Raw genomic sequence first — 19,973 nt, forward strand, 5'->3', positions numbered from 1 at the left:
TATTTGATTCTGGTTCAATCTGACCTGGTCAGCATCACATTTTTGTGTGGAAATGTCACTTTTTTAAACAGGCCAAATTGGACCAAATAGAAAGATTATTTGAGCTGAATAGAATACTAGGCTCCTTTGGTTAGATGTAATTTTGTACAACAAATAAAGACAATTAAATAGTTGTCAAAATAACCAAAATATGGAAGTTTCACAGCAGGAAAAACAAGGTATAATACGTGCAATAGATTTGTATGTGGAAGGTGGGCGGAAAGCCAGCGGTAAAATCGCAGCGGAAGCATTTTCGCCGACTGCAACAATGTCCTGGACAGAGGATGGTAAATTAAAAAGTGTACCAATTCAGGCCTTATTTGATGGTTTCGATAGTTGGGAGCCTATGGAAGCGAGTTACGAACTCACTACACTGGATGTGGCAGAAGATGTGGCTATTGTCCGGATCGAGTCACAATTCGGCCCCAGTAAATTTGCTGATATGTTTACATTGGTCAAAGATGGTGATCTGTGGAAAATTGTAAGTAAAGTTTATCATGTTAAAAAGTAGAATGATGCCTATAAATAAGAATATCAAAAGCGTTCATCCGTGGATAATGCTTTTGATATTCTTATTTTCGGTTATGTCAAAGCTATTTAGTTTATTGTTTTTGAACAGTAAACTACATCCAGAATGGATATAAGTTATTTCAATACAGATTACTCTTTGATCTTACTTTTATCATTTAAGTACGCTGGCTTTTGTAGCCGGTTTTATTGATGCTGTGGTAGGAGGGGGAGGCTTGATACAGATTCCGGCTCTCCTAATCGCGTTCCCGGATAAGGCTGTGGCGACGCTTTTTGGCACAAACAAGATCGCCGCCATTTCTGGAACATCTGTGGCGGCGTATCAGTATAGCCAGCGCATCAGGTTTGATTACCGTCTCCTCATCATCGTTAGTCTGGCTGCTTTTACAGCTTCCTTTTTAGGAGCGAAAGCCGTAAGTATGGTAAGGGCAGACATTCTCAGACCGGTTATTCTGATTATTCTGATCTTAATGCTGATATACGTTTATACAAATAAAAATCTGGGTGCAGTCCAAACCAAAGTGCTTCCATTTGCGAAGCAATTGTTGCTGGGGTCGCTAATTGGTCTGGTAGTTGGTTTTTATGACGGCTTCTTTGGCCCCGGAACTGGTAGCTTTCTCATCCTGGGTTTTGTCGTGTTGCTCAGATTCGATTTTTTAACCGCTTCGGGATACGCAAAACTCATCAACTGTGTCACAAATACTTCGGCATTGCTGGTTTTTATACGTAGTTGGAATTACCTGTTGGGTATTGGGCTGCTGATGGCTGTTTTTAACATTGCCGGCAACATCATTGGTAGTAGAATGGCCTTGCGCGAAGGAAATGGATTCGTCCGAAAAATATTTTTGGTTGTTGTTTCGCTGATGATCCTAAGGTATGGTTATGATGTTTTTCAAGAGTTTTTGTCATAGGGTTTTGGCTACCACAGAATCTCTGCCCATATGTTCAGTATTTTCATCAATTGGCGTGAGTAAAACTGACTTCTTATTCTTTCCCCGGTGAATGATTACCCGCTCTTTCTCGGCCAGATCCAGATAATCCTTCTGTTTTCCCCGAAATTCCCTGGCTGATATAATTCGCATGGGTGTACGATTTTGTGTACACGAAGATAGCGGATTTTCTATTTTTTTGCGAAAGTAATCAGGAGGAAGAGTAAAAGCTCCCAAGATGATGGTGGTACCAAGTGATTTGTGCAAGTGCCGCTTGCACAAATTCCCGGTCGGGATAAGCGGTAGCAAATTGGCGCATGTATTTGAGGTTTTTGGGCGAAAGTCCCTGCATGTTGGGGAATTCTTTTCGAAGGTCTGATGCCAGTGGATCGATGATCCTTGCTCCCCAACTTGCAGCTTCCTGCTGCTCAACGATCGTTTTTCCAATCTGCCAGTAAAGCGTCAGCATTTGTGCATTAGCGGAAAGGGATGCTTTAAGGCGACTTTGACGGATGGTTACTTTTAGTTCCGCAAGGATTTGCGGGTACTGGTTGGAAGTAAGATGCATCCAGATTTAGTGTGTTTTTGGATGCGGGGATTTACAGAGAGTGGCTGAAACGTCCCGCTGAAAGTCTGGTTGTAGGATAATTGATACTGACCAGCGGCTAATTTGATATATTTTTGATATAGTGCATGGAAGTCATTCTTTCCAACTTCACGTCCTTCATGCCTTCTTTAATAGCATATAACATTTACCGATCCGACGAAAGACATAAGTTTCAGTACTTTCATCACTTGGCATGCGGAAATCTGATTTCTTCTTCTTTCTCTGGAGAATGGTCATCCGTTCTTTTTCGGCAAGATCTAGATATCCATTGATTTCCGAAATTCCCGGGCTGGTATGATGCTTATAAGTGCGGCGTTTGTGTAAACTAAACATCTATTGCTATGCCTAACTATCCTTAACTAACTTAGCAATCATATTCGGATAAAAATCGCTTTTAATGTTAGACGCAAGACCTGAAATTTCGCTTTGATAGTTCGATCCACCATTGTAATCAAAGATAACTTTGATTAGCTACAGCCAAGATGCGTGACAAGCATATTGCAACAATACTCATTCTTAATTAGTCTGTCTAGCACGGTCGTCCTAGCGCAACCCCAAAAGTTGACAGGAACCTGCTGGCTTATAATGCGCCAGCAGGCGATTGACCCGGCCGGTTAAAATCAGAAAGCCCTCGAATGGACATCGAAGGGCTTTCTGTCGGGATTACCTTTCCCGTTTTTGGGAGCGGCTGGCCCGCGGGTTTCTGGGGTGGCGCAGCTCAGAACGGCATCCCGATGTTAGCTGTCACGTAGGCGTACGACTTGGTATCGACCAGGCTGCTACCAATCAGTTTGTACTGCTTTCTTTGGGTCACGTAGCCATCCGCGTCCAGAACGTAATTGTAATAATCTCCGTCGAGTGAACCCTGCTCGGTTACGAGCGTGGCCAGGTGCTTACTCGGCTTACCGAAAATCCGCAGGTAAGCGTCGTGTTCGTTCACCCCTAGCACGTTCAAAGGATATTTATCGTTCATGATCGGGTCGCCTCCTGCCGGAGTGTAGCCAATTTTTGTATCATCACTGCTTCCTATTCCTGTAGATTTACTCACCGAGGTCACATCGCCGTCAGCATTGTAACCATAACTGAATCCACCGACGCAGCTGTTTTTATTTTGGAAATTCCATAACTGACCTTTTGCATTGTAGGTAAACTTCCACTCCCTGAGGTAAGTTAAAGGAACATTGTTGTTGACAACGGTAATGACTTCTGCTGATTCCTTGCAGCGCCCGCTGGCATCCAGCGTAAAGGTTTCATCCCGGAGTTTGACCTTTCCCTGATGCGTAAACGCTCTGATCTTACCGGGGCTGTAGGTGTAGTCGGTCTGGATAGCCAGACCGCCACGTACGGGGGTGGTCACATTCATGAGTCGGCCATCGTTGTCGTAAGTCAGGGTTGCCTCACCATGTTTAGTGAGCTTGTGCACCTGGGGAAAGTTAGGTGAGTCAATATCACTTCCGATCCGTGCTGTGGCTGCCGAGGCTGCGTCAGTCGGCATGGGATCCACCGGGTTGTCATTCTGGCAGGCAAAGGAGCCAATTGCAAGGGCAATAAAAAGGGTACTTTTAAAAAAATGTGTTTTGTTTAACATGGCTTTGTTGGATTTAAAAAAATATTTTTTTGTTCGTTTTTGCCTACTCGATTTCAGGTTTTCGGCGTACCCTGCTTTATTGTGATACAACAATGGTTTTGAATAATAAATATGCTTCCGAAGTCCAATTTGAATGTGTCCCGGAAGACGATACAAACGTAGGCCGGATTAAAACTGCCGGCAATTTTTGGGTGTATACAAAAGGTTTCCGATGAGAAATTTATAGTGTACAAAAGGTGTACAATAGCCGGAAAGAGCCGGAAATGATGCCTAAGGGCCTAATATTCCAATACATTTCCGAGATTATCGATAATTACCGGCCCCATTCTAAGTGTTTGCAGATGAGGATCGCTTTGTTCCCGAGGGGTAGTGGCCGGCAGGTATTCTTTTTGTAGTTGTAACTGATCTAACTTTTCATCTCACGAAATCTTACATTATTGCCCATCATTCCCTGCTAGTCAGATCCGAAGGAAAGCACCAATGTTTTAAATAAGGTAACCCACAACCAATTGTTATATGCGGCATACTACCAGAAGTAACTTTCCCACAAAAGAAGGCTTAAAAAGAGAAATTGGAATTTGGGGGTTAACCTCTAATATCATCAATGTGGTCATTGGCTCCGGCATATTTGTTTTGCCCGCTCTGGTTAGCCAGGGACTGGGAGCTGCCGGCATACTGGCCTACTTGTTTTGCGGATTCCTGATAACAATAATCATGCTTTGCTTTGCCGAGGTAGGAAGTAAAGTAACGCTGACGGGAGGTGCTTACGCTTACATTGAAGCCGCCTTTGGAGAATATTTTGGTTTTCTAACCACCAACCTGTTTATCTTTGGAGCTTCCCTGATGGCCACCGCAGCGGTAGCTAATGCACTGGCAGATACTTTGTCTTACCTGCTGCCCGTATTTAAAGAAAAAGCGTTTCGAGCCGTTTTTTTTCTGATCCTGTTTTCGGGTCTAACCATAGTCAATGTCAGAGGGGTAAAGCAAGGCATTACTTTGGTGAAATTAACGACAATAGCCAAATTGGCACCCTTGTTATTATTAGTGATCTGGGGTTCAACTCAAATATCACCTCAGAATTTCAAATGGGACAAAGTACCCGCCCTTTCTTCTTTTGGCAGTGTTTCGCTTATCCTGTTTTTTGCCTTTCAGGGAGCAGAGAATAGTTTAAGCGTTAGCGGGGAAGTTCAGAACCCAAAAAGAACTATTCCAAGGGCCATCTTTTTAAGTTTATTGGTTATTATTTTGCTTTACATAGCCGTGCAATTGGTTGCTCAGGGAATACTGGGCGATGCATTCCCCCAATATAAAGCCGCTCCCTTAGCCGAGGTGGCCAAAAGAATAATGGGACCCTTCGGGGCGACCTTAATGATACTCGGGGCTTGCATTTCTATGTTTGGTTATTTAAGTGGAGACATATTGAATATGCCGCGGGTATTGTTCCGTTCGGCCAAGGACGGCGTGATTCCCATCCGAGCCTTCGCGTTAATTCATCCCAGATTTTCCACCCCCTATGTTTCAGTTATTGCATTCACCACATTAGGCTGTTTGCTGGCTATTACGGGTGAATTTAAACAGTTAGCCATCTTGTCTTCCTCTTCGGTGCTTTTGATCTATCTAGGAGTTGCCTTAGCAGTAATTAAGTTAAGAATAAAAGATCAGGCAGATTCCCCCTCTTTTAAAATTCCAGGGGGCTACCTGGTTCCTGTTCTGGCCATTATAACCATTCTTGTTTTTTTATCCAACCTTACAAAAGCAGAAATAATGGGAATGTTATTTACCCTGGTCGTTTTAAGCTTACTATTCTACTTGCTGAAGTATTTTAAAACGCTCCGTGCCAGGATGGTCAAGTAAAAAATGGATGATTGCGTTGGTTTCCAAGCTTGATTCAAGCAGTAGCAATTCAAAAAGAGATGACAAAAGGAATCTTGTCAGAAAAGATCGGGCAAATCTTGTATGAAAAATCACTGGAAGTCGCACGTTTTCGAAAGATGGCATATCTCTGGCTTGGTGTCTGGGAAGAAAACATAAAAGCGATCCGCTTTTATGAAAAGAACGGTTTTGTCGCCTTCGACAAACATATTTTCAAGTTTGGCGAAGATGAGCAGACAGATATTATGATGAAAAAAGTATTGCGATAGATGATTATTAAATCACTACATAAAAGATATGACAAATAGCATGACGAGTAGAAGCACGTTACAGATGATGGATTTAATATTGGGGATCGCGCGCAAAGACAGCCGTGTTCTGGCGGTTTTACAGGACGGGTCCAGATCCAACCCAAATGTAACTGCCGATATTTTCCAGGATTTCGACATTATTTATATAGTGGAAGATTTAGAGCCTTACTTGCGGGATCATATTTGGGTGGATGTTTTTGGTGAAAGGATGATCATGCAGTTACCCGAAGATATGGAGCTGTATCCTCCATCTCCCGAGCTTGCAGACGCTTTTTCATACCTGATGCTATTTACTGATGGGAACCGGATTGATTTAGTCCTGGTGCCACTTAACAGACTCGACCATTTCGCGGCTGATAGCCTTTGTAAGGTGCTATTAGATAAGAACGGTATTTTTACCAGCCCGCTGCCTGAGGCAAGCGATACAAGCTATTGGACTCAAAAACCATCAGCCCGCTCATTTACGGATTGCTGTAACGAGTTCTGGTTTACAAGCGGCAGTATGGGCAAAGCACTTTGGCGTGGTGAAGTGATTTTTGCTCAACAATTATCCAGCGAGGTGGTCCGGGGAACGCTGCTGCAAATGCTGGATTGGTATATTGGATGTAAACATGAATTCAAAGTGAACCCTGGTAAATGGGGGAAGTTCTACAGCCGCTATCTGGAGCCCGAGTTGTACGAAAAACTGCTTGCAACTTATCCGCTTGCAAGCCAGCCTCAGATATGGAATGCTACGTTCGCTTCCATGGATTTGTTCAGATACTCGGCAAAGTTCGTTGCTTCTGAACTGGGCTACGAGTATCACGCAGCATGGGACCACCATCTGACAGCACATTTGCAACATATCAGAGACCTGCGTGCCGATGTTCAACGAATCTATGACAAAACTGAAATGAGAGAAAACATTATACGCATTGTCTCACGGTAGGCGGTTTTAGTGATACTGATTGTCAATATTCTACGGATTTACTATTTGTTACTAATTTCTTCTGCCAGTCCAACAAGCAGTCCTTCGGCTCCCCGAATGTAACATAATCGATACGAGTTCTCATACTGAACCACTTCTCCGACGAGGTGAGCACCGTGCCTGGTTAATCTGGATACCATTTCATCAATGTCTTCAACGGTGAACATGGCGCGTAAATAGCCGAGGGCGTTCACAGGCGCAGTCCGGTGATCTGATATAGTAGGAGGTGAGAGAAACTTCGATAGTTCAAGTCGACTGTGGCCATCTGGGGTGACCATCATCGCAATCTCTACGCACTGAGTGCCAAGCCCGGTAACACGGCCAGCCCATTCTCCCTCTATTGTTGCTCGCCCTTCGAGCTTCAAGCCAATTTCTGAGAAAAACGAAATCGCATCATCAAGGGATTCTACAACGATGCCAACATTGTCCATTCTAAGCAATTTGTTATTTGTCAATGTTAAATTCTTTTAAGTTTCATTTAACTGCGTTTCTGCCTGGGCGTCTCTATTGTCAGAAAGTTGGGCATAACTTACGATTGTCGCACTTTTAATACACTAAATGGATGTTGTATTGTTGTAGAGGAAGCCTATGGGAAAATATACTTATCATGCTTATTTGGCTTCTCACAAAACGTCGGGTACTCTTGCCACTTGTTATACTATTTATTCAACATCGTTTGTCTACATATTGTCTGCTGCTAATCTCGTTTTCCGCGACTCCTTGTACGATTTTTATTCTGACAGGGACAGACCGTACCTTGTTTTTTGATAATGAGGATTATTCGAATCCAACAACCTGGCTTTGGTTCCGACCTTCTGGAAAAGGCCACTTTGGTTGTGCGTTTGTAGGATTTGACAATGGCTGGGCGCAAGGAGGAGTCAATGAAAACGGTCTGGCTTTTGATTGGGTAGCTGGTTTCCCCAACCAGTGGACACCTGACGAGTCTTTGGAAACAATACAGGGAAACACAAGTGAGAGGATGTTGAACAGCAATGTTTTACAATCTTACCGTAGCGTCTTAAAAGCTGCCCGAAGTTCCTCGGCAAACAGTTGCGGTTCTTCCCATTGCGCGAAGTGGCCGCCTTTACTGACTTCATTGAAATAGATTAGTTTTGGATAGGCACGTTCAGCCCAGGTTTTTGGAGCCTGGTAGATTTCCCCAGGAAAAACCGTAATGGCCACTTGAACTGAGATTTGAGCTGTTTTTTGCTCTAGTGCATTAAAATTGTTAGTGTTGTTTTCCCAGTAAAGTTGCGCGGAAGATGCTGCGGTATTTGTCACCCAATAGAGCGTAATGTCGTCGAGCATCTCGTTTTGCGTCAACGATTTCTCGGCCTGACCACTACTATAAGTCCACTCGTTGAACTTATCCAGGAAAAACGAAGCAAGTCCAACCGGTGAGTCTGTAAGGCCATAACCTAATGTTTGGGGGCGAGTGACCATCATACCAGCGTAACCGCCACCTTTTGTATAAAGGTGATTTAATGATTTAAATGCGGCGAGCTCTTTGTCCGACAATCCTTGTGGAGCAGGATCACCGTTTTTTAATGCTTTGGCTACATCAGCAGGCACTGTCGCAGGCATATTTACGTGTATGCCTAGCAAGCCCTCAGGAGCTTGTCTGCCCATTGCGTTTGCAACAACTGAGCCCCAGTCACCGCCCTGGGACACATACTTTTTGTAACCGAGCCGTTTCATCAGTACATCCCATGCGCTTGCAATACGGTCTGGTCCCCAGCCTGTGCCGGTAGGCTTCTGGGAAAATCCATAGCCAGGCATGGAAGGTATGATTACATCAAATGCGTCTTCCGGCTTTCCACCGAATGCAGTCGGGTCTGTAAGTGGCCCAATGATCTTGGTCAGTTCGAACACCGAACCAGGCCAGCCGTGGGTAATGATCAGTGGCAGTGCATTTGGATGTTTGGAGCGGACATGTAAAAAGTGGATATCCAATCCATCGATCATGGTCACGAACTGCGGCAGCGCATTGAGTTTCGCTTCCGCTTTACGCCAATCGTAACCAGCACCCCAATATTTTATGAGTTTTTGTACCTGTTCTAATTTGACGCCCTGTGATTGGTCAGCCACTGTTTCCTTATCTGGCCAGCGGGTTGCCAAGACCCGCTTGTGTAGGTCTGTAAGTGTTGCTTGGGGAACAGCGACTTTGTAGGGGCGCACTGCCTGAGTAGCAACCTGTGAACCGGTAGTGGGGAATATCTGGGAAAAGCCGGTAAAGGACATTGTAATGAATGCTGCTGTGAGTAGCGTGCTTGCGAAGAAAACGTTGGTCTTTTTCATTTTTCTATTGGATACGATTGTTGGATAGTTTCCCAAAAGTATCTGGGCACCACCGCGTAAACGAACCAGAAACCGGCTGAGTAGACGAATTGAACCGCCAATTAGTCATTCCAACAGGCGAGTGTTGCATTAATTTTTCTCAGCTTGCCCGAATGCTTGGATTTGAGGAATACCGGTTATCGGAATACTACATGTGAGATGGTGGACGGCGTATGCTACTAGAATCCGTTGACAGAGCAATACTGCACGCCGCGATCTGAGTGGTGGATTAGTGGTCGCGCGGGGTTTGTTCTAGATAAGAGTGCCATAGTTTGTCACGCCCAAGTTTGATCTGGTATCCGCGCACAAAGTCCTTCATCAATTCGTGCAGTTTAGCTGTTCCAATACCAGGAACCTGCCGCCGGATGCGGCGGACTTCACCCAGGACAAGGTCTTGCTGAAAGCACTTCTTTTCGCGACGCCTGGCAGTCGCATACCAGGCCATCCTTGATAGCGTCGATTTCAGCCCGCGCCGCTCAGGACGGCATTGGGTTAAGATACGCAAAAAGAGCTGGCACTGGCCAGCGAGAAGTAAAGGATAGCGGACCATTTTGGCTACAACAATCTCCACATCCGCTACAAGCGCCAGCCGCGCGCTGCGGAAATTTGTCTCCCGAAATAACAAATATGACAAATGACAAAGACGATTTTTATTACTGGTGCTTCAACAGGTATCGGAAGGGCTACGGCCAAGTTGTTTGCAGCCAAAGGCTGGAAGGTGATCGCGACCATGCGCAAACCTGAAAATGAAACAGAACTCAATGCGCTGGATAATGTAACGGTGCTGCCTCTTGATGTGACCAACCTGGCGCAAATTCGCGAAACCACGAAGCAAGTGTTGGCTTTGGGTGATATTGATGTGGTATTTAACAATGCTGGTTATGGATTGTTCGGCGCATTGGAAGCGATGACCGACGAGCAGCTGGTACAGCAAATGGAAACAAATTTCTTCGGTGTCGTGCGGGTGACGCAGGCCTTTATTCCGTATTTCCGTGAGCGAAAAGCGGGACTTTTTATCACTACCGGCTCATCGGCAGGGTTGATGGCTTTCCCGGTAAGCTCGATGTACGATGCCAGTAAATTTGCACTGGAAGGCTGGGCGGAAAGCTTGTCTTATGAGCTGAATGAGTTTGGAATTGGGATTAAAACCATTGAACCCGGATTGGTGGCGACGGAAATTGGTGCCAAGTCGGTGTTTGCCACGCACCCGGCTTATGAAGCCTTGATAAACAAATTCACGGCGATGCTGGCAACCGAAAAAGCCGCGACGACTTCCGAACAAATCGCCGAAGTGGTGTACGGTGCGGCTACCGATGGTACCGACACATTAAGATACGTCTGTGGCGACGATGCCAAAGAATGGTATGCGCTGCGCCTGGCTAAGGGCGACGAGGCTTTTCGGGACGGGATCAAACAATTGTTAGCCACTGTTTAAAATCAAAGGTCTGCCGACGCAGGCTGGAACGATTTGCGCCGGCAGACAATTATGTGATTATGAAAAGGGAACATCTCAAACCGCGCGTGTACCACTCCATTGCCGAAATGCAGCGTGCATTCGGCCTGCCGCAACCTTTGCACCCGCTGATTAGCTTGCTCGATTTCAATAAGGTGCAGATCACTGCTGAAATGCTGGCCGATACTTTTGCCATGGATTTCTACAACATCACCTACAACGAATCGGCGGGCTGCCGGATGCGGTACGGGCAAACAACCTACGATTTTCAGGAAGGCGGAATGTTCTTTTCCTCGCCGGGCCAGCCGCTGACGGGCATTCAAGTGGCCGAATCGACTCTGGGATTTACATTGCTAGTCCACCCTGATTTCCTCAGAAACTATCCACTGGACGCCAAAATGAAACATTATGGCTTCTTCTCCTACTCGGTTACCGAGTCGCTGCATTTATCGGACAAAGAAAAGTTGATCATCGAGGGCATTGCCAGCAACATCGGCGACGAGCTCGAAACGGCCATTGACGACCTGAGCCAGGATGTACTGATTTCGCAGTTGGAGCTGATGCTGAATTACAGTCAGCGGTTTTACAAACGCCAGTTTATTACCCGCAATTCGATCAACAATGCATTGCTGGAAAAGCTAAACCAATTGCTGAACAATTATTTCGACGACGAAACTGCCCTGCTGAAAGGGCTGCCGAGCGTCCAATATCTTTCGGACGAGCTGCACGTTTCGCCCCGCTACCTGGGCGATATGCTCCGCGCACTGACTGGCCAGAATACGCAGCAGCACATTCACAATAAGCTTATCGAAAAAGCAAAGGAAGTGTTGACATTCAGTGATCTGACAGTAGGTGAAATCGCCTACCAGCTCGGTTTTGAGCATCCGCAGTCTTTTAGTAAGTTATTTAAATCAAAGACAAACTTTTCCCCACTGGAATTCAGAGCGAGCTTTAATTAAGATAGGGCAGCTATGAATTTTGAAGGCGATACGTATAGAAACCTAACTTTCGGACCGCCGATCATCCTTATCATGTCCTCGTTGGTCAAAACGGTCAGGTCTTTTTTGTTTATGGCCTGGACTATATGATTTGTCGCGCTAAACAACATCGGCAACTGCCCCGCCAGTTTTGGGGTTTCCGGAGATCTGAAGCTCTTTTGCCAGATTGATAGACCCTTCTCTATTTTGTTTGACGGTCCGACATCGTCGAAAATGGCATAACACTTTAAGTTATTTTTCTTGTTGACCACTAGCGCAATATCGCCCAGTTTAAATTGGGTCGAGAATTTTGAGGGAATTGCAATGTACGGGATTTCCTGCGAGTCCACATACCTGTTTGGGTCTTGTATTTTTTTAGTTTTATCAGCCAGAGAAGTCGGTGAAACATAGTAGCCGGGCGCTGGATCCTGGGCAGTTTGGACGATGGGTGTTCCGTCCTTTTTACCCGTATTGGTCACGATTCCCCACCAGTTTCCCGGTTTACCGGCATTTGCCCCGGATACAGAGTTTATGTTTTATTTTAAGCAAAACGGTTGATTGCTCTTACTTTACCTATCGGTGGAAGCAGCTGATTTTGAGTAGGTTTTTGTTACGGGGTGAAGATTCATTAAGTTCTATGGGATCACAGAAAGGACATTGCCATCGTCATCAACTATTTCATAGCAAGCGGGCAAGTTTCTAGGTTGGTAATCATTTCTTGATGCAATCCTGTCAACCACTGATTGATGAATCCGCGAAAGCATACTCGTAGTAGTGCCTCGAATGATAGCCTTCTCAGGAATTGACCGCCTGCCATTTAAAAACGGGGCCAGAACCCACGGCAGGCTTTGATCTGGACGGTGAAGTTTCCCTAATTCATCTTGCGGCAAGGCAATTTTGTCAACAGCGACACTCGGGTCGATCAACAGTCCGTGCTTCTTTGCTCTTTTGACCATCCACTGCAGTGGGATTCTTGCTGGTCGGTGGTCATTTGAATCCGGTCCATAACCACCCCCGACATCAGAGTGCGCACCTGCAAACCAAACTTGCTCCATCCGCGAGAGCGGCTCGACAGGTCCCCATAAAATCGGGCGAAATGCGACGTGTCGCAAATCGTCAATTGATAGTGCCTGGCAAGCATATTGTACCTGTTCAGATAGCTCAGTATCCTGGAAGAATGTCGGGAGTTTACTGAATGATGCTTTCTGAAGCATGGCGCTAACCGTATCCCACACACCTAAAAATGCTATTTCAACAGACTGCGAAAGATTGGTCACAAAATCGCGCGCCTGGTTTTCGTTGTTTTTGCCGCGAAATATTTTGAAAGCGTATTCAATCAGGTTCTCATTGCGCTTATAGAGCAGCCCACTTTTAGCTATCAATCCCGATAAAACCCTGACTGTAAATGCTCCACGACTGAAACCGAACAGAAATATTCGGTCGCCTGGCTCGTAAAAATTCATTAAAAAGGTGTAGGCTTGTTTTACGTTCTCGTCAACACTCCACCCGGTAGCCTGATCCCACCAATCCAGCACGTGCGTGTAGCCCCTTGTTCCCACGCCCGGATCGTAATACCTGACTTGTTGGGTGTTAGTCGGATCCTTTGCAAGCATGCAAAACAGCTGTACTACATTCGAAGTTTTATCAGGCGTTGTCCACTCGTTTGCTGTGCCGTCGCAACAGATCACTATGTTTTTCATTGAAGAGGGCGGATTTATTGATAGCTAGGTCAGGTTGATCGCATGTTCAAGGATTCCAAGAATAGTTTAATGCTTTCTGTCGATCCTATTGAGAGTCACGGTTGGTCCCCATTTCTTATGCGTTCGCCAGGTTCGCTCAGCCTTGCTGATTGATGAAATTGGTTTACTTTTTTAGTAGAATCTTTCAAATGAGGCAAATTCATCTTTGTCGCATCTGAATTTATTGTATTAAATAATTTAATCAAATCAATTTACTCATTGTCAGTGCATTACTTATTATTCGGTTGTCGTGATAAGATTTCTGTAAGTTGAGAAGGCTCAGATCTGAAAATACGATCTGTAGGGTATTACACCGATTTGGTGTGTCCGCCGTCAACACGTAGCAACGCTCCCGTTACGTAATCAGCACATGGACTGGTTAGGTAGGCAAGTTTCAAATACAGTGAATTTTACCCTATTTTTGAAAGCATGGATAAATATTTAATAGATAGTTTTTACAAATATCTGTCCGTTTCATTTATTTCGAGGTCATTGATACTTGCGTATCGCATTTTCATTAAACCGTTTTCATCAAACTCCCAATTTTCGTTACCGTAGGCTCTAAACCATTTACCTTTTTGATTTCTGTATTCGTATTCAAACCGAACAGCAATTCTGTTGTCGGTATGCGCCCAATACTCTTTTTTAAGTTTGTAATCCAATTCCTTTGCCCATTTCTCGGTTAAAAATCTCACAATTTCTTTCCGCCCATTGATAAACAGGTTTCGATTTCTCCATTCGCTGTTAACAGTATAAGCCATTGATACCTTTTCGGGATTTTGACTATTCCAGGCATCTTCCGCCATTTGGATTTTTTGTTTTGCAGTCTCCAAAGTAAACGGAGGCAAAGGATGTTTCTGTTCCATAGTTATAAAACTTAAATTAGACTATTCACGATTTGTTTTGACTTCTCGACTATTTCATTTGATTTAAAAAGTTGGCTTTCTATAATTGAACTTTCGAATAATAGATAGATGTGAGCAGCTAATAATTCATCTCCAAGTTCTTTTGCAAAAAATTCCCTAAGGTCGTATTTATGTGCCTGTATAATGGTAAGTATGTTGCCTTGCTCTTTTGATATTTCGGAAAGGATGTTCAAAAAGCTGCACCCTCTAAAATCTTCCTTTGAATTCATGTAAATAATGAATTCAAAGGCGTTTAATATTCTTTTCTTGGTGCTTTCAAATTCCGAGACGTATGATATCAATTCGGAAAACCAATATTCGTGTCTTGCATTTAGGAATGCGAGACACAGGTCGTCTTTTGATTTAAAGTGTTGGTAGAAACTCGCTTTGGCAACATTGGCTTCCTTGATAATCTGATTAATTCCAGTGCTGTTGTAACCCTGTTGATGAAACAGAATTGAAGCCGTGTCTATTATTCTTTCTTTAGGCGTATTCATATTCATTTTATTGATGAAACAAATGTATAGAATTAAAAACGAACAGACAAGTCTGTCTTGTATCTTTTATTTGTAATAACCATCACAATGAACCCCGATTTTGGAGTGGTTTTTATCAACTGTAAAGACAAGTTGTTTTGAGGCACGTAGTAGTTTCGGGTGGCTCATAGCGAACATTCAGATGTCCGGTATCGGACATTAGGCAACAAGTATATTTAATATAAATATCTATTAATCAATGAATTGATAGTTACTTACAATTCTGGCTTGAAATTTTAATCAGCAAAAGTAGAAGTTATAAAAACGTATGAAACGGATCTATTTAGGAGAGTTTGAAGAGATCGTTCTGCTGACCGTTGCGGTGATGGAAGGACAGGCATATGGGGTGGTGCTGATGCGTGAGATCATTGAACAGACTGGCCGTGACGTAAGGCTGAACCAGGTTCATTCGGCTTTGCAGCGGCTGGAAGAAAAGGGAATGGTGAAATCCGAAATGGGGGAGCCAACTGCCGAAAGGGGTGGCAGACGTAAAAGATTGTTTAAAGTAACTGCTTTCGGGCAGCGGACCCTGCACGAAATTCAGGAGGTGCGTGTGAGTTTTTGGAATAGAATCTTAAATCCGTTAAAGCTTTCCACCAATTTATGAGCCGGCACGAGAAACTTTCTAAACCACCGCCATTGGCCGATAAACTGCTTCGCCTGTTTTGCGCGCCGCATTTGCTGGAATCGATTCAGGGCGATCTGCATGAAGCATTTATTTATAAAGCCGAAAGTGCCGGCATAAGAAAGGCCCGCCTTGACTACTGGTGGGAAGTGCTGGGATTTTTCAAACTAAGATATATCAGGCGAAAACACGCACCCAGCCAATGGGATAATGACCATTCTTCTCATCCTTTATTCAGTATTGATATGTTAAAAAATTATCTAAAAATCGCGTTCAGAAACCTTGCTAAACATAAAGGTTACTCCGCCATAAACATTGGCGGATTGAGCCTTGGCATGGCTGTGGCAATGCTGATTGGGTTATGGATTCACGATGAATTTGCTTTCAATAAGTACCATAAGAACTACGATCGCATTGCCAAAGTCATGCAGAAAGGCGCTTTTAACAATGAGGTCTTTAACAACGAGTACATGCCCGCGTCGATGGGAAAAGAGCTTGGTGTAAAGTTTGCGGACGATTTTGAATATGTGATCATGTCGTCCTGGACCAGGGAGCATATCCTGGCTTACGGCGACCGGAAATTTACCAGAAAAGGAAATTATCTGAGTGCAGAAGCGCCTGATATGTTTTCCCTTAATATGAAACAAGGTACACGCGCCGGGCTTAAAGATCAGAATTCCATCCTGTTATCAGAGTCTGTTGCACAAGCATTATTTGGGACAGAGAATCCGATTGACAAGATCGTGAAGCTCGATAATAGCATGAACCTTAGGGTTACCGGGGTATACGAGGATCTTCCTTATAACACCGAATTTAGAGATCTTTCATTTATTGCGCCATGGAGTTTGTACGTTGCCACGCAGAACTGGGTAAAGACAGCCATTGAAAACAATGAGTGGAATAACAATTCATGGCAGATACTTGTACAGATCAGTCCCAACTCAGACTTTGCGACCGTCTCGGGAAAGATCCGGAATTTAAAGCTGGAACATGCTCCTGAGACAGCATTCTTTAAACCGGAGCTTTTTTTGCAACCCATGCAAAAATGGCATTTGTACACTGGTTGGGATAAAGCCGGAAACCTGGACGGACGGATCCAGTACGTCTGGCTATTTGGCATAATTGGAGTCTTTGTGCTGCTTCTTGCCTCCATTAACTTTATGAACCTGAGCACGGCCCGCTCGGAGAAACGTGCCAAGGAAGTTGGCATCCGCAAAGCAGTCGGTTCCTATCGAACGCAGTTAATCAACCAGTTTTTTACAGAATCGCTTATGGTTGTGACCTTGGCTTTCGTGCTCTCTGTGTTGCTGGTCATCGTCATTCTGCCTTTTTTCAACGAGGTAGCAGACAAAAAGATCGATTTTCCGTTTAAAAATGTCTGGTTCTGGTTGTTTGCGGGCGCATTTACAATGATAACCGGCATTTTCTCCGGAATATATCCTGCCATTTACCTTTCATCCTTTCAGCCTGTAAAAGTTTTGAAAGGAGTCTTTCATGGAGGCCGTTATACATCAATTCCACGCAAAGCGCTTGTGGTTTTGCAGTTCACCGTTTCGGTTACGCTCATCATTGGGACTATCATTGTTTTTAAACAAATTCAGCATGCCAAAAACCGGCCCGTTGGCTATGATCGCAGCGGGCTGATTACAGTAAATATAAATACGCCCGAACTACATGAGCATTACAACGCATTAAGAAGTGATTTGCTGAAAACAGGCGCTGTGGTAGAAATGTCTACTTCATCTACGCCGACAACGGATATGAATTCTTCTAATGACGGATATGATTGGGAAGGAAAGGACCCCAATTTTAAGGAAAACTTCGGGACGATTGCAGTAAGCCATGATTTTGGCAAAACTGTCGGTTGGCAGTTTATTGAGGGACGGGATTTATCAAGAGAATTTGCCACGGACTCATCGGGAATGGTGCTTAATGAAAAAGCCGTGAAATACATGGGCCTAAAGAATCCCTCTGAGATCGTTGGCAAGGTCATAAAGTGGCATGGAAGGCCATTTAATGTGGTAGGCGTGATTAAGGATATGGTGATGGATTCGCCCTTTCAGCCGGTTTATCCTATGGTATTTATGGCCGATTACAACTGGGCTAATGTGATCAACATAAAACTGAACCCGCAGCAATCGGCAAGCAGTTCTCTGGCAAAGGTCGGAGCCGTTTTCAGAAAGTTCAATCCCGGCAGCCCGTTTGATTACAAATTCATTGATCAACAATATGCACTCAAATTTGCAACAGAAGAACGCATTGCCAGGCTTGCGTCTGCATTTGCAATCCTTGCTATTTTAATCAGTTGCCTCGGATTATTCGGGTTAGCTTCCTTTACGGCTGAGCAGCGCACCAAGGAAATTGGAGTCCGGAAAGTGTTGGGAGCGTCCGTAGCAAATCTCTGGGCATTACTCTCTGGCGATTTTGTGAAACTGGTGATTGTATCCTGCGTGATTTCGGCACCTGTTGCCTATTACTTCCTGAGCGCCTGGCTTTTAAAATACGAATACCGTACCGAAATATCGTGGTGGGTTTTTGTCGCTGCGGCATCGGGTGCAATGCTGATTACCATGATTACTGTTAGTTACCAGGCCATTAAGGCTGCGCTGCTGGATCCTGTGAAGAGTTTAAAAAGTGAGTAATTCATTTCAAAATAATAAAAGCGAAGCTGCCATGCCGGGCTAACCGGTTTCTTCAATGATTTTGTGCAGCCCATTTGCTTGAAACCATTCAGGGCGATTTACATGAGGATTGCAAATATCAGGTGAAGCGCCCACGTTGATCTCCTGAATGGCACTCATATTCAGTACTCCAAATATTGACTGTAACGTAGATAGATATTCTGTAAATAATTAAGGAAATACTTATATTTATTATTTAATAGACGTTTGGTTACAATGATATTCTATCATGGCAGCGACAACCTTGTTGCTGTGGCAGGTTCCTGGTATTCTGGCCGTAAGGCAAGATGGAAGCCAGGTCAGTAATTTCACGATTTCAACAACTGGCGAATATAGTCTCCAATTATCCTATAAGGAATGTGTATTTAATAATGGGAAATATTCGCAAGGTGCTGGCGCTTCTGTTTCTGATAGGATTTTACTTGTTTTTGACGCTTACCCCTTCGACTACTTTTGCCCAGCATGAAGCTGATAATTGGTTTTTTGGTCGGGAGGTGGGACTTTCTTTTGCGACTGGTAAGCCTATACCCGTCTATGGAAGCCCGATCAAACAAACCGAAGGAACAGCTGTTGCAACAGATCCGAAGTCTGGAAAACTGCTTTTTTACACGGATGGTAGCACGGTCTGGAATGCCGATCACAAGATTATGCTGCATGGAGAAGGTCTCTTAGGTAGTTTTACATCCACGCAAACTGCATTAACCTTACCATTCCCGGGAAAGTCCAATTTGTTCTATTTGTTTACAACAAGGTCATTTGCCGATAAAAACGGAGGACTGCATTATTCTGTCATTGATATGACGCTATCCAGCGGCATGGGAGGTGTATCAGTTGATAAAAAAAATATACTGCTGGAAAAATTTGGCTCCGAAAAACTAACGGCTATTCCCCACATTAATAAAAGGGACTTCTGGCTTATTTCCCATAGATGGGACAGCGATGTTTTTTTGGTTTATCTGGTTTCTCCAATGGGTATTTCCGCAGCTAAGGAGATAAAGATTGGTACTGTTCACAGAAAAGCAGTTGAAGGGGCTGACCATTATATTAGCGAGGAAATAGGGACCCTGAAAGGCTCGCCCGATGGGCGCCTGCTTGCAGCTGCAGTTTACAACGAAAGCAAGCGTCCGTTCGAGCTATATGATTTTGATAATCGAAACGGCACAATTTCCAACTATCGTAGCCTGGGCAACTTTAGTAATCAATACAGTCTGTCTTTCTCTCCTGATAATTCGAAACTATACCTATCCTTGTTAAGCGATTATGGTGCCTTCCGGTTTGATATAAAGAATTTAAACCTGCCTCCGGCCTCGATAATTTCTCCGGATGCATTAAATAACAATGTTACATACGTTGCCGGGGCGTTACAACTTGGTCCAGATGGTAAGCTATATATGGCTTGCCTGGACAGAAAGGGACTATTGGTGATAAACTCGCCGAATAGTCAGATAGAAAGCATTGATATACAAGAGCTTCCCATGGATTTACAGAGTGGTAAGATTTACCAGGGTCTTCCTAATTTTCTACAATCTACATTTAATACATCACCAACTGAACCATTTAAACCAGGGACAACCGTATGTGGTGAGGATCTTTTTGTATATCCCAACCCTGTAATCGACAAAAAGTTTACGGTTCAAATGGATAGTGCAAGCTGGCGGCCGACATGTAGCCTATTAAGATTTAAAGTATTTCTTGTCTCAGGTGTTGAGCTGCTTTCAACAGATTACCAAATTAATGAGACTTTTGAGGTTGATACAACTGCTTGGCCAGCTGGTTTATATATGCTTATTTTTGAATATGAAAGGAAGAGAATTGTTAAAAAGGTAGTCAAGATATAGGAACAAGCGGTTATCAAGATTGTGCTGACGGCATCTTCATA

20 protein-coding genes are annotated in these 19,973 nt (G+C 44.1%); 10 read left to right on the forward strand and 10 right to left on the reverse strand.

The window, feature by feature from the left end:
• Positions 1-190: 190 nt before the first annotated feature.
• Both MUK70_RS03960 and MUK70_RS03965 read left to right on the forward strand, forming a co-directional pair.
• Positions 191-550, forward strand: coding sequence for a nuclear transport factor 2 family protein (locus MUK70_RS03960; protein ID WP_234658808.1), 360 nt, complete (start codon positions 191-193; stop codon positions 548-550).
• A gap of 184 nt (positions 551-734) precedes the next feature.
• Positions 735-1,478 (forward strand): sulfite exporter TauE/SafE family protein, encoded by a 744-nt coding sequence (locus MUK70_RS03965; RefSeq protein ID WP_255716840.1) that lies wholly within the window; start codon positions 735-737, stop codon positions 1,476-1,478.
• Here MUK70_RS03965 and MUK70_RS03970 read toward each other — a convergent pair.
• The 3 genes from MUK70_RS03970 to MUK70_RS03980 all read right to left on the reverse strand — a co-directional run bounded on the left by MUK70_RS03970 (position 1,473) and on the right by MUK70_RS03980 (position 3,691).
• Positions 1,473-1,649, reverse strand: a complete 177-nt coding sequence (locus MUK70_RS03970; RefSeq protein WP_234658810.1) for a type II toxin-antitoxin system Phd/YefM family antitoxin — start codon at positions 1,647-1,649, stop codon at positions 1,473-1,475. The genes MUK70_RS03965 and MUK70_RS03970 overlap by 6 nt on opposite strands.
• Positions 1,650-1,707: 58 nt before the next feature.
• Complete coding sequence (locus MUK70_RS03975; RefSeq protein ID WP_234658811.1) at positions 1,708-2,064, reverse strand: DUF1016 N-terminal domain-containing protein; 357 nt, start codon at positions 2,062-2,064, stop codon at positions 1,708-1,710.
• Between the two features lie 757 nt (positions 2,065-2,821).
• A complete protein-coding gene (locus tag MUK70_RS03980; protein ID WP_244784676.1) occupies positions 2,822-3,691 on the reverse strand; it encodes a DUF4595 domain-containing protein in 870 nt (289 codons plus the stop codon).
• Positions 3,692-4,207: 516 nt separating this feature from the next.
• On the opposite strand from MUK70_RS03980, the gene MUK70_RS03985 reads away from it, so the two are divergent.
• From MUK70_RS03985 to MUK70_RS03995, 3 genes are read left to right on the forward strand one after another with little or no spacing between them, the layout of a single operon-like run.
• A complete protein-coding gene (locus MUK70_RS03985; protein WP_234657767.1) occupies positions 4,208-5,545 on the forward strand; it encodes an APC family permease in 1,338 nt (445 codons plus the stop codon).
• Positions 5,546-5,556: 11 nt separating this feature from the next.
• Entirely contained in the window at positions 5,557-5,832 is a 276-nt protein-coding gene (locus tag MUK70_RS03990; RefSeq protein ID WP_234657766.1) for a GNAT family N-acetyltransferase, read from the forward strand.
• A gap of 40 nt (positions 5,833-5,872) precedes the next feature.
• Entirely contained in the window at positions 5,873-6,802 is a 930-nt protein-coding gene (locus MUK70_RS03995) for an aminoglycoside 6-adenylyltransferase (RefSeq protein ID WP_234657765.1), read from the forward strand.
• A gap of 41 nt (positions 6,803-6,843) precedes the next feature.
• On the opposite strand, the gene MUK70_RS04000 is transcribed toward MUK70_RS03995, so the two are convergent.
• From MUK70_RS04000 to MUK70_RS04010, 3 genes are all read right to left on the reverse strand, one after another.
• Positions 6,844-7,296 (reverse strand): VOC family protein, encoded by a 453-nt coding sequence (locus MUK70_RS04000; RefSeq protein ID WP_234657764.1) that lies wholly within the window; start codon positions 7,294-7,296, stop codon positions 6,844-6,846.
• A 550-nt stretch (positions 7,297-7,846) separates the two neighbouring features.
• Positions 7,847-9,139, reverse strand: a complete 1,293-nt coding sequence (locus MUK70_RS04005) for an epoxide hydrolase family protein (RefSeq protein WP_234657763.1) — start codon at positions 9,137-9,139, stop codon at positions 7,847-7,849.
• A 268-nt stretch (positions 9,140-9,407) separates the two neighbouring features.
• Positions 9,408-9,812: a hypothetical protein gene (locus tag MUK70_RS04010; RefSeq protein WP_234657762.1), complete on the reverse strand. Its 405-nt coding sequence runs from the start codon at positions 9,810-9,812 to the stop codon at positions 9,408-9,410.
• Between MUK70_RS04010 and MUK70_RS04015 the strand changes: the two genes are divergently transcribed.
• A complete protein-coding gene (locus MUK70_RS04015) occupies positions 9,813-10,613 on the forward strand; it encodes an SDR family oxidoreductase (protein ID WP_234657761.1) in 801 nt (266 codons plus the stop codon). It begins immediately after the preceding gene.
• A 59-nt stretch (positions 10,614-10,672) separates the two neighbouring features.
• The gene (locus MUK70_RS04020) at positions 10,673-11,590 is read left to right on the forward strand and encodes a helix-turn-helix domain-containing protein (protein ID WP_234657759.1); all 918 of its coding nucleotides are present in this window, start codon (positions 10,673-10,675) and stop codon (positions 11,588-11,590) included.
• Here the strand turns inward: MUK70_RS04020 and MUK70_RS04025 are convergent.
• From MUK70_RS04025 to MUK70_RS04040, 4 genes are all read right to left on the reverse strand, one after another.
• Positions 11,587-12,087 carry a hypothetical protein gene (locus MUK70_RS04025; protein WP_234657757.1) on the reverse strand — a complete coding sequence of 167 codons (501 nt, stop codon included), beginning with the start codon at positions 12,085-12,087 and terminating at the stop codon, positions 11,587-11,589. The two genes, MUK70_RS04020 and MUK70_RS04025, sit on opposite strands and share 4 nt — an antisense overlap.
• Positions 12,088-12,243: 156 nt before the next feature.
• Positions 12,244-13,308 (reverse strand): T6SS phospholipase effector Tle1-like catalytic domain-containing protein, encoded by a 1,065-nt coding sequence (locus MUK70_RS04030; protein ID WP_234657756.1) that lies wholly within the window; start codon positions 13,306-13,308, stop codon positions 12,244-12,246.
• A gap of 494 nt (positions 13,309-13,802) precedes the next feature.
• Positions 13,803-14,213 carry a nuclear transport factor 2 family protein gene (locus MUK70_RS04035; RefSeq protein ID WP_234657754.1) on the reverse strand — a complete coding sequence of 137 codons (411 nt, stop codon included), beginning with the start codon at positions 14,211-14,213 and terminating at the stop codon, positions 13,803-13,805.
• 11 nt (positions 14,214-14,224) lie between these two features.
• Positions 14,225-14,749: a TetR/AcrR family transcriptional regulator gene (locus MUK70_RS04040; protein ID WP_234657753.1), complete on the reverse strand. Its 525-nt coding sequence runs from the start codon at positions 14,747-14,749 to the stop codon at positions 14,225-14,227.
• Positions 14,750-15,056: 307 nt separating this feature from the next.
• Here MUK70_RS04040 and MUK70_RS04045 point away from each other — a divergent pair, with 307 nt between their 5' ends.
• The 3 genes from MUK70_RS04045 to MUK70_RS04055 all read left to right on the forward strand — a co-directional run bounded on the left by MUK70_RS04045 (position 15,057) and on the right by MUK70_RS04055 (position 19,932).
• Complete coding sequence (locus MUK70_RS04045; RefSeq protein ID WP_234657752.1) at positions 15,057-15,395, forward strand: PadR family transcriptional regulator; 339 nt, start codon at positions 15,057-15,059, stop codon at positions 15,393-15,395.
• Entirely contained in the window at positions 15,392-18,055 is a 2,664-nt protein-coding gene (locus MUK70_RS04050; RefSeq protein WP_234657751.1) for an ABC transporter permease, read from the forward strand. Before MUK70_RS04045 ends, MUK70_RS04050 begins: the two co-directional genes overlap by 4 nt.
• A gap of 410 nt (positions 18,056-18,465) precedes the next feature.
• On the forward strand, positions 18,466-19,932 hold the full coding sequence (locus tag MUK70_RS04055; RefSeq protein ID WP_234657750.1) for a T9SS type A sorting domain-containing protein: 1,467 nt from the start codon (positions 18,466-18,468) through the stop codon (positions 19,930-19,932).
• The last annotated feature ends 41 nt before the right edge of the window (positions 19,933-19,973 follow it).

Source organism: Dyadobacter chenwenxiniae, from assembly GCF_022869785.1.
GTDB classification, from domain to species: domain Bacteria; phylum Bacteroidota; class Bacteroidia; order Cytophagales; family Spirosomataceae; genus Dyadobacter; species Dyadobacter chenwenxiniae.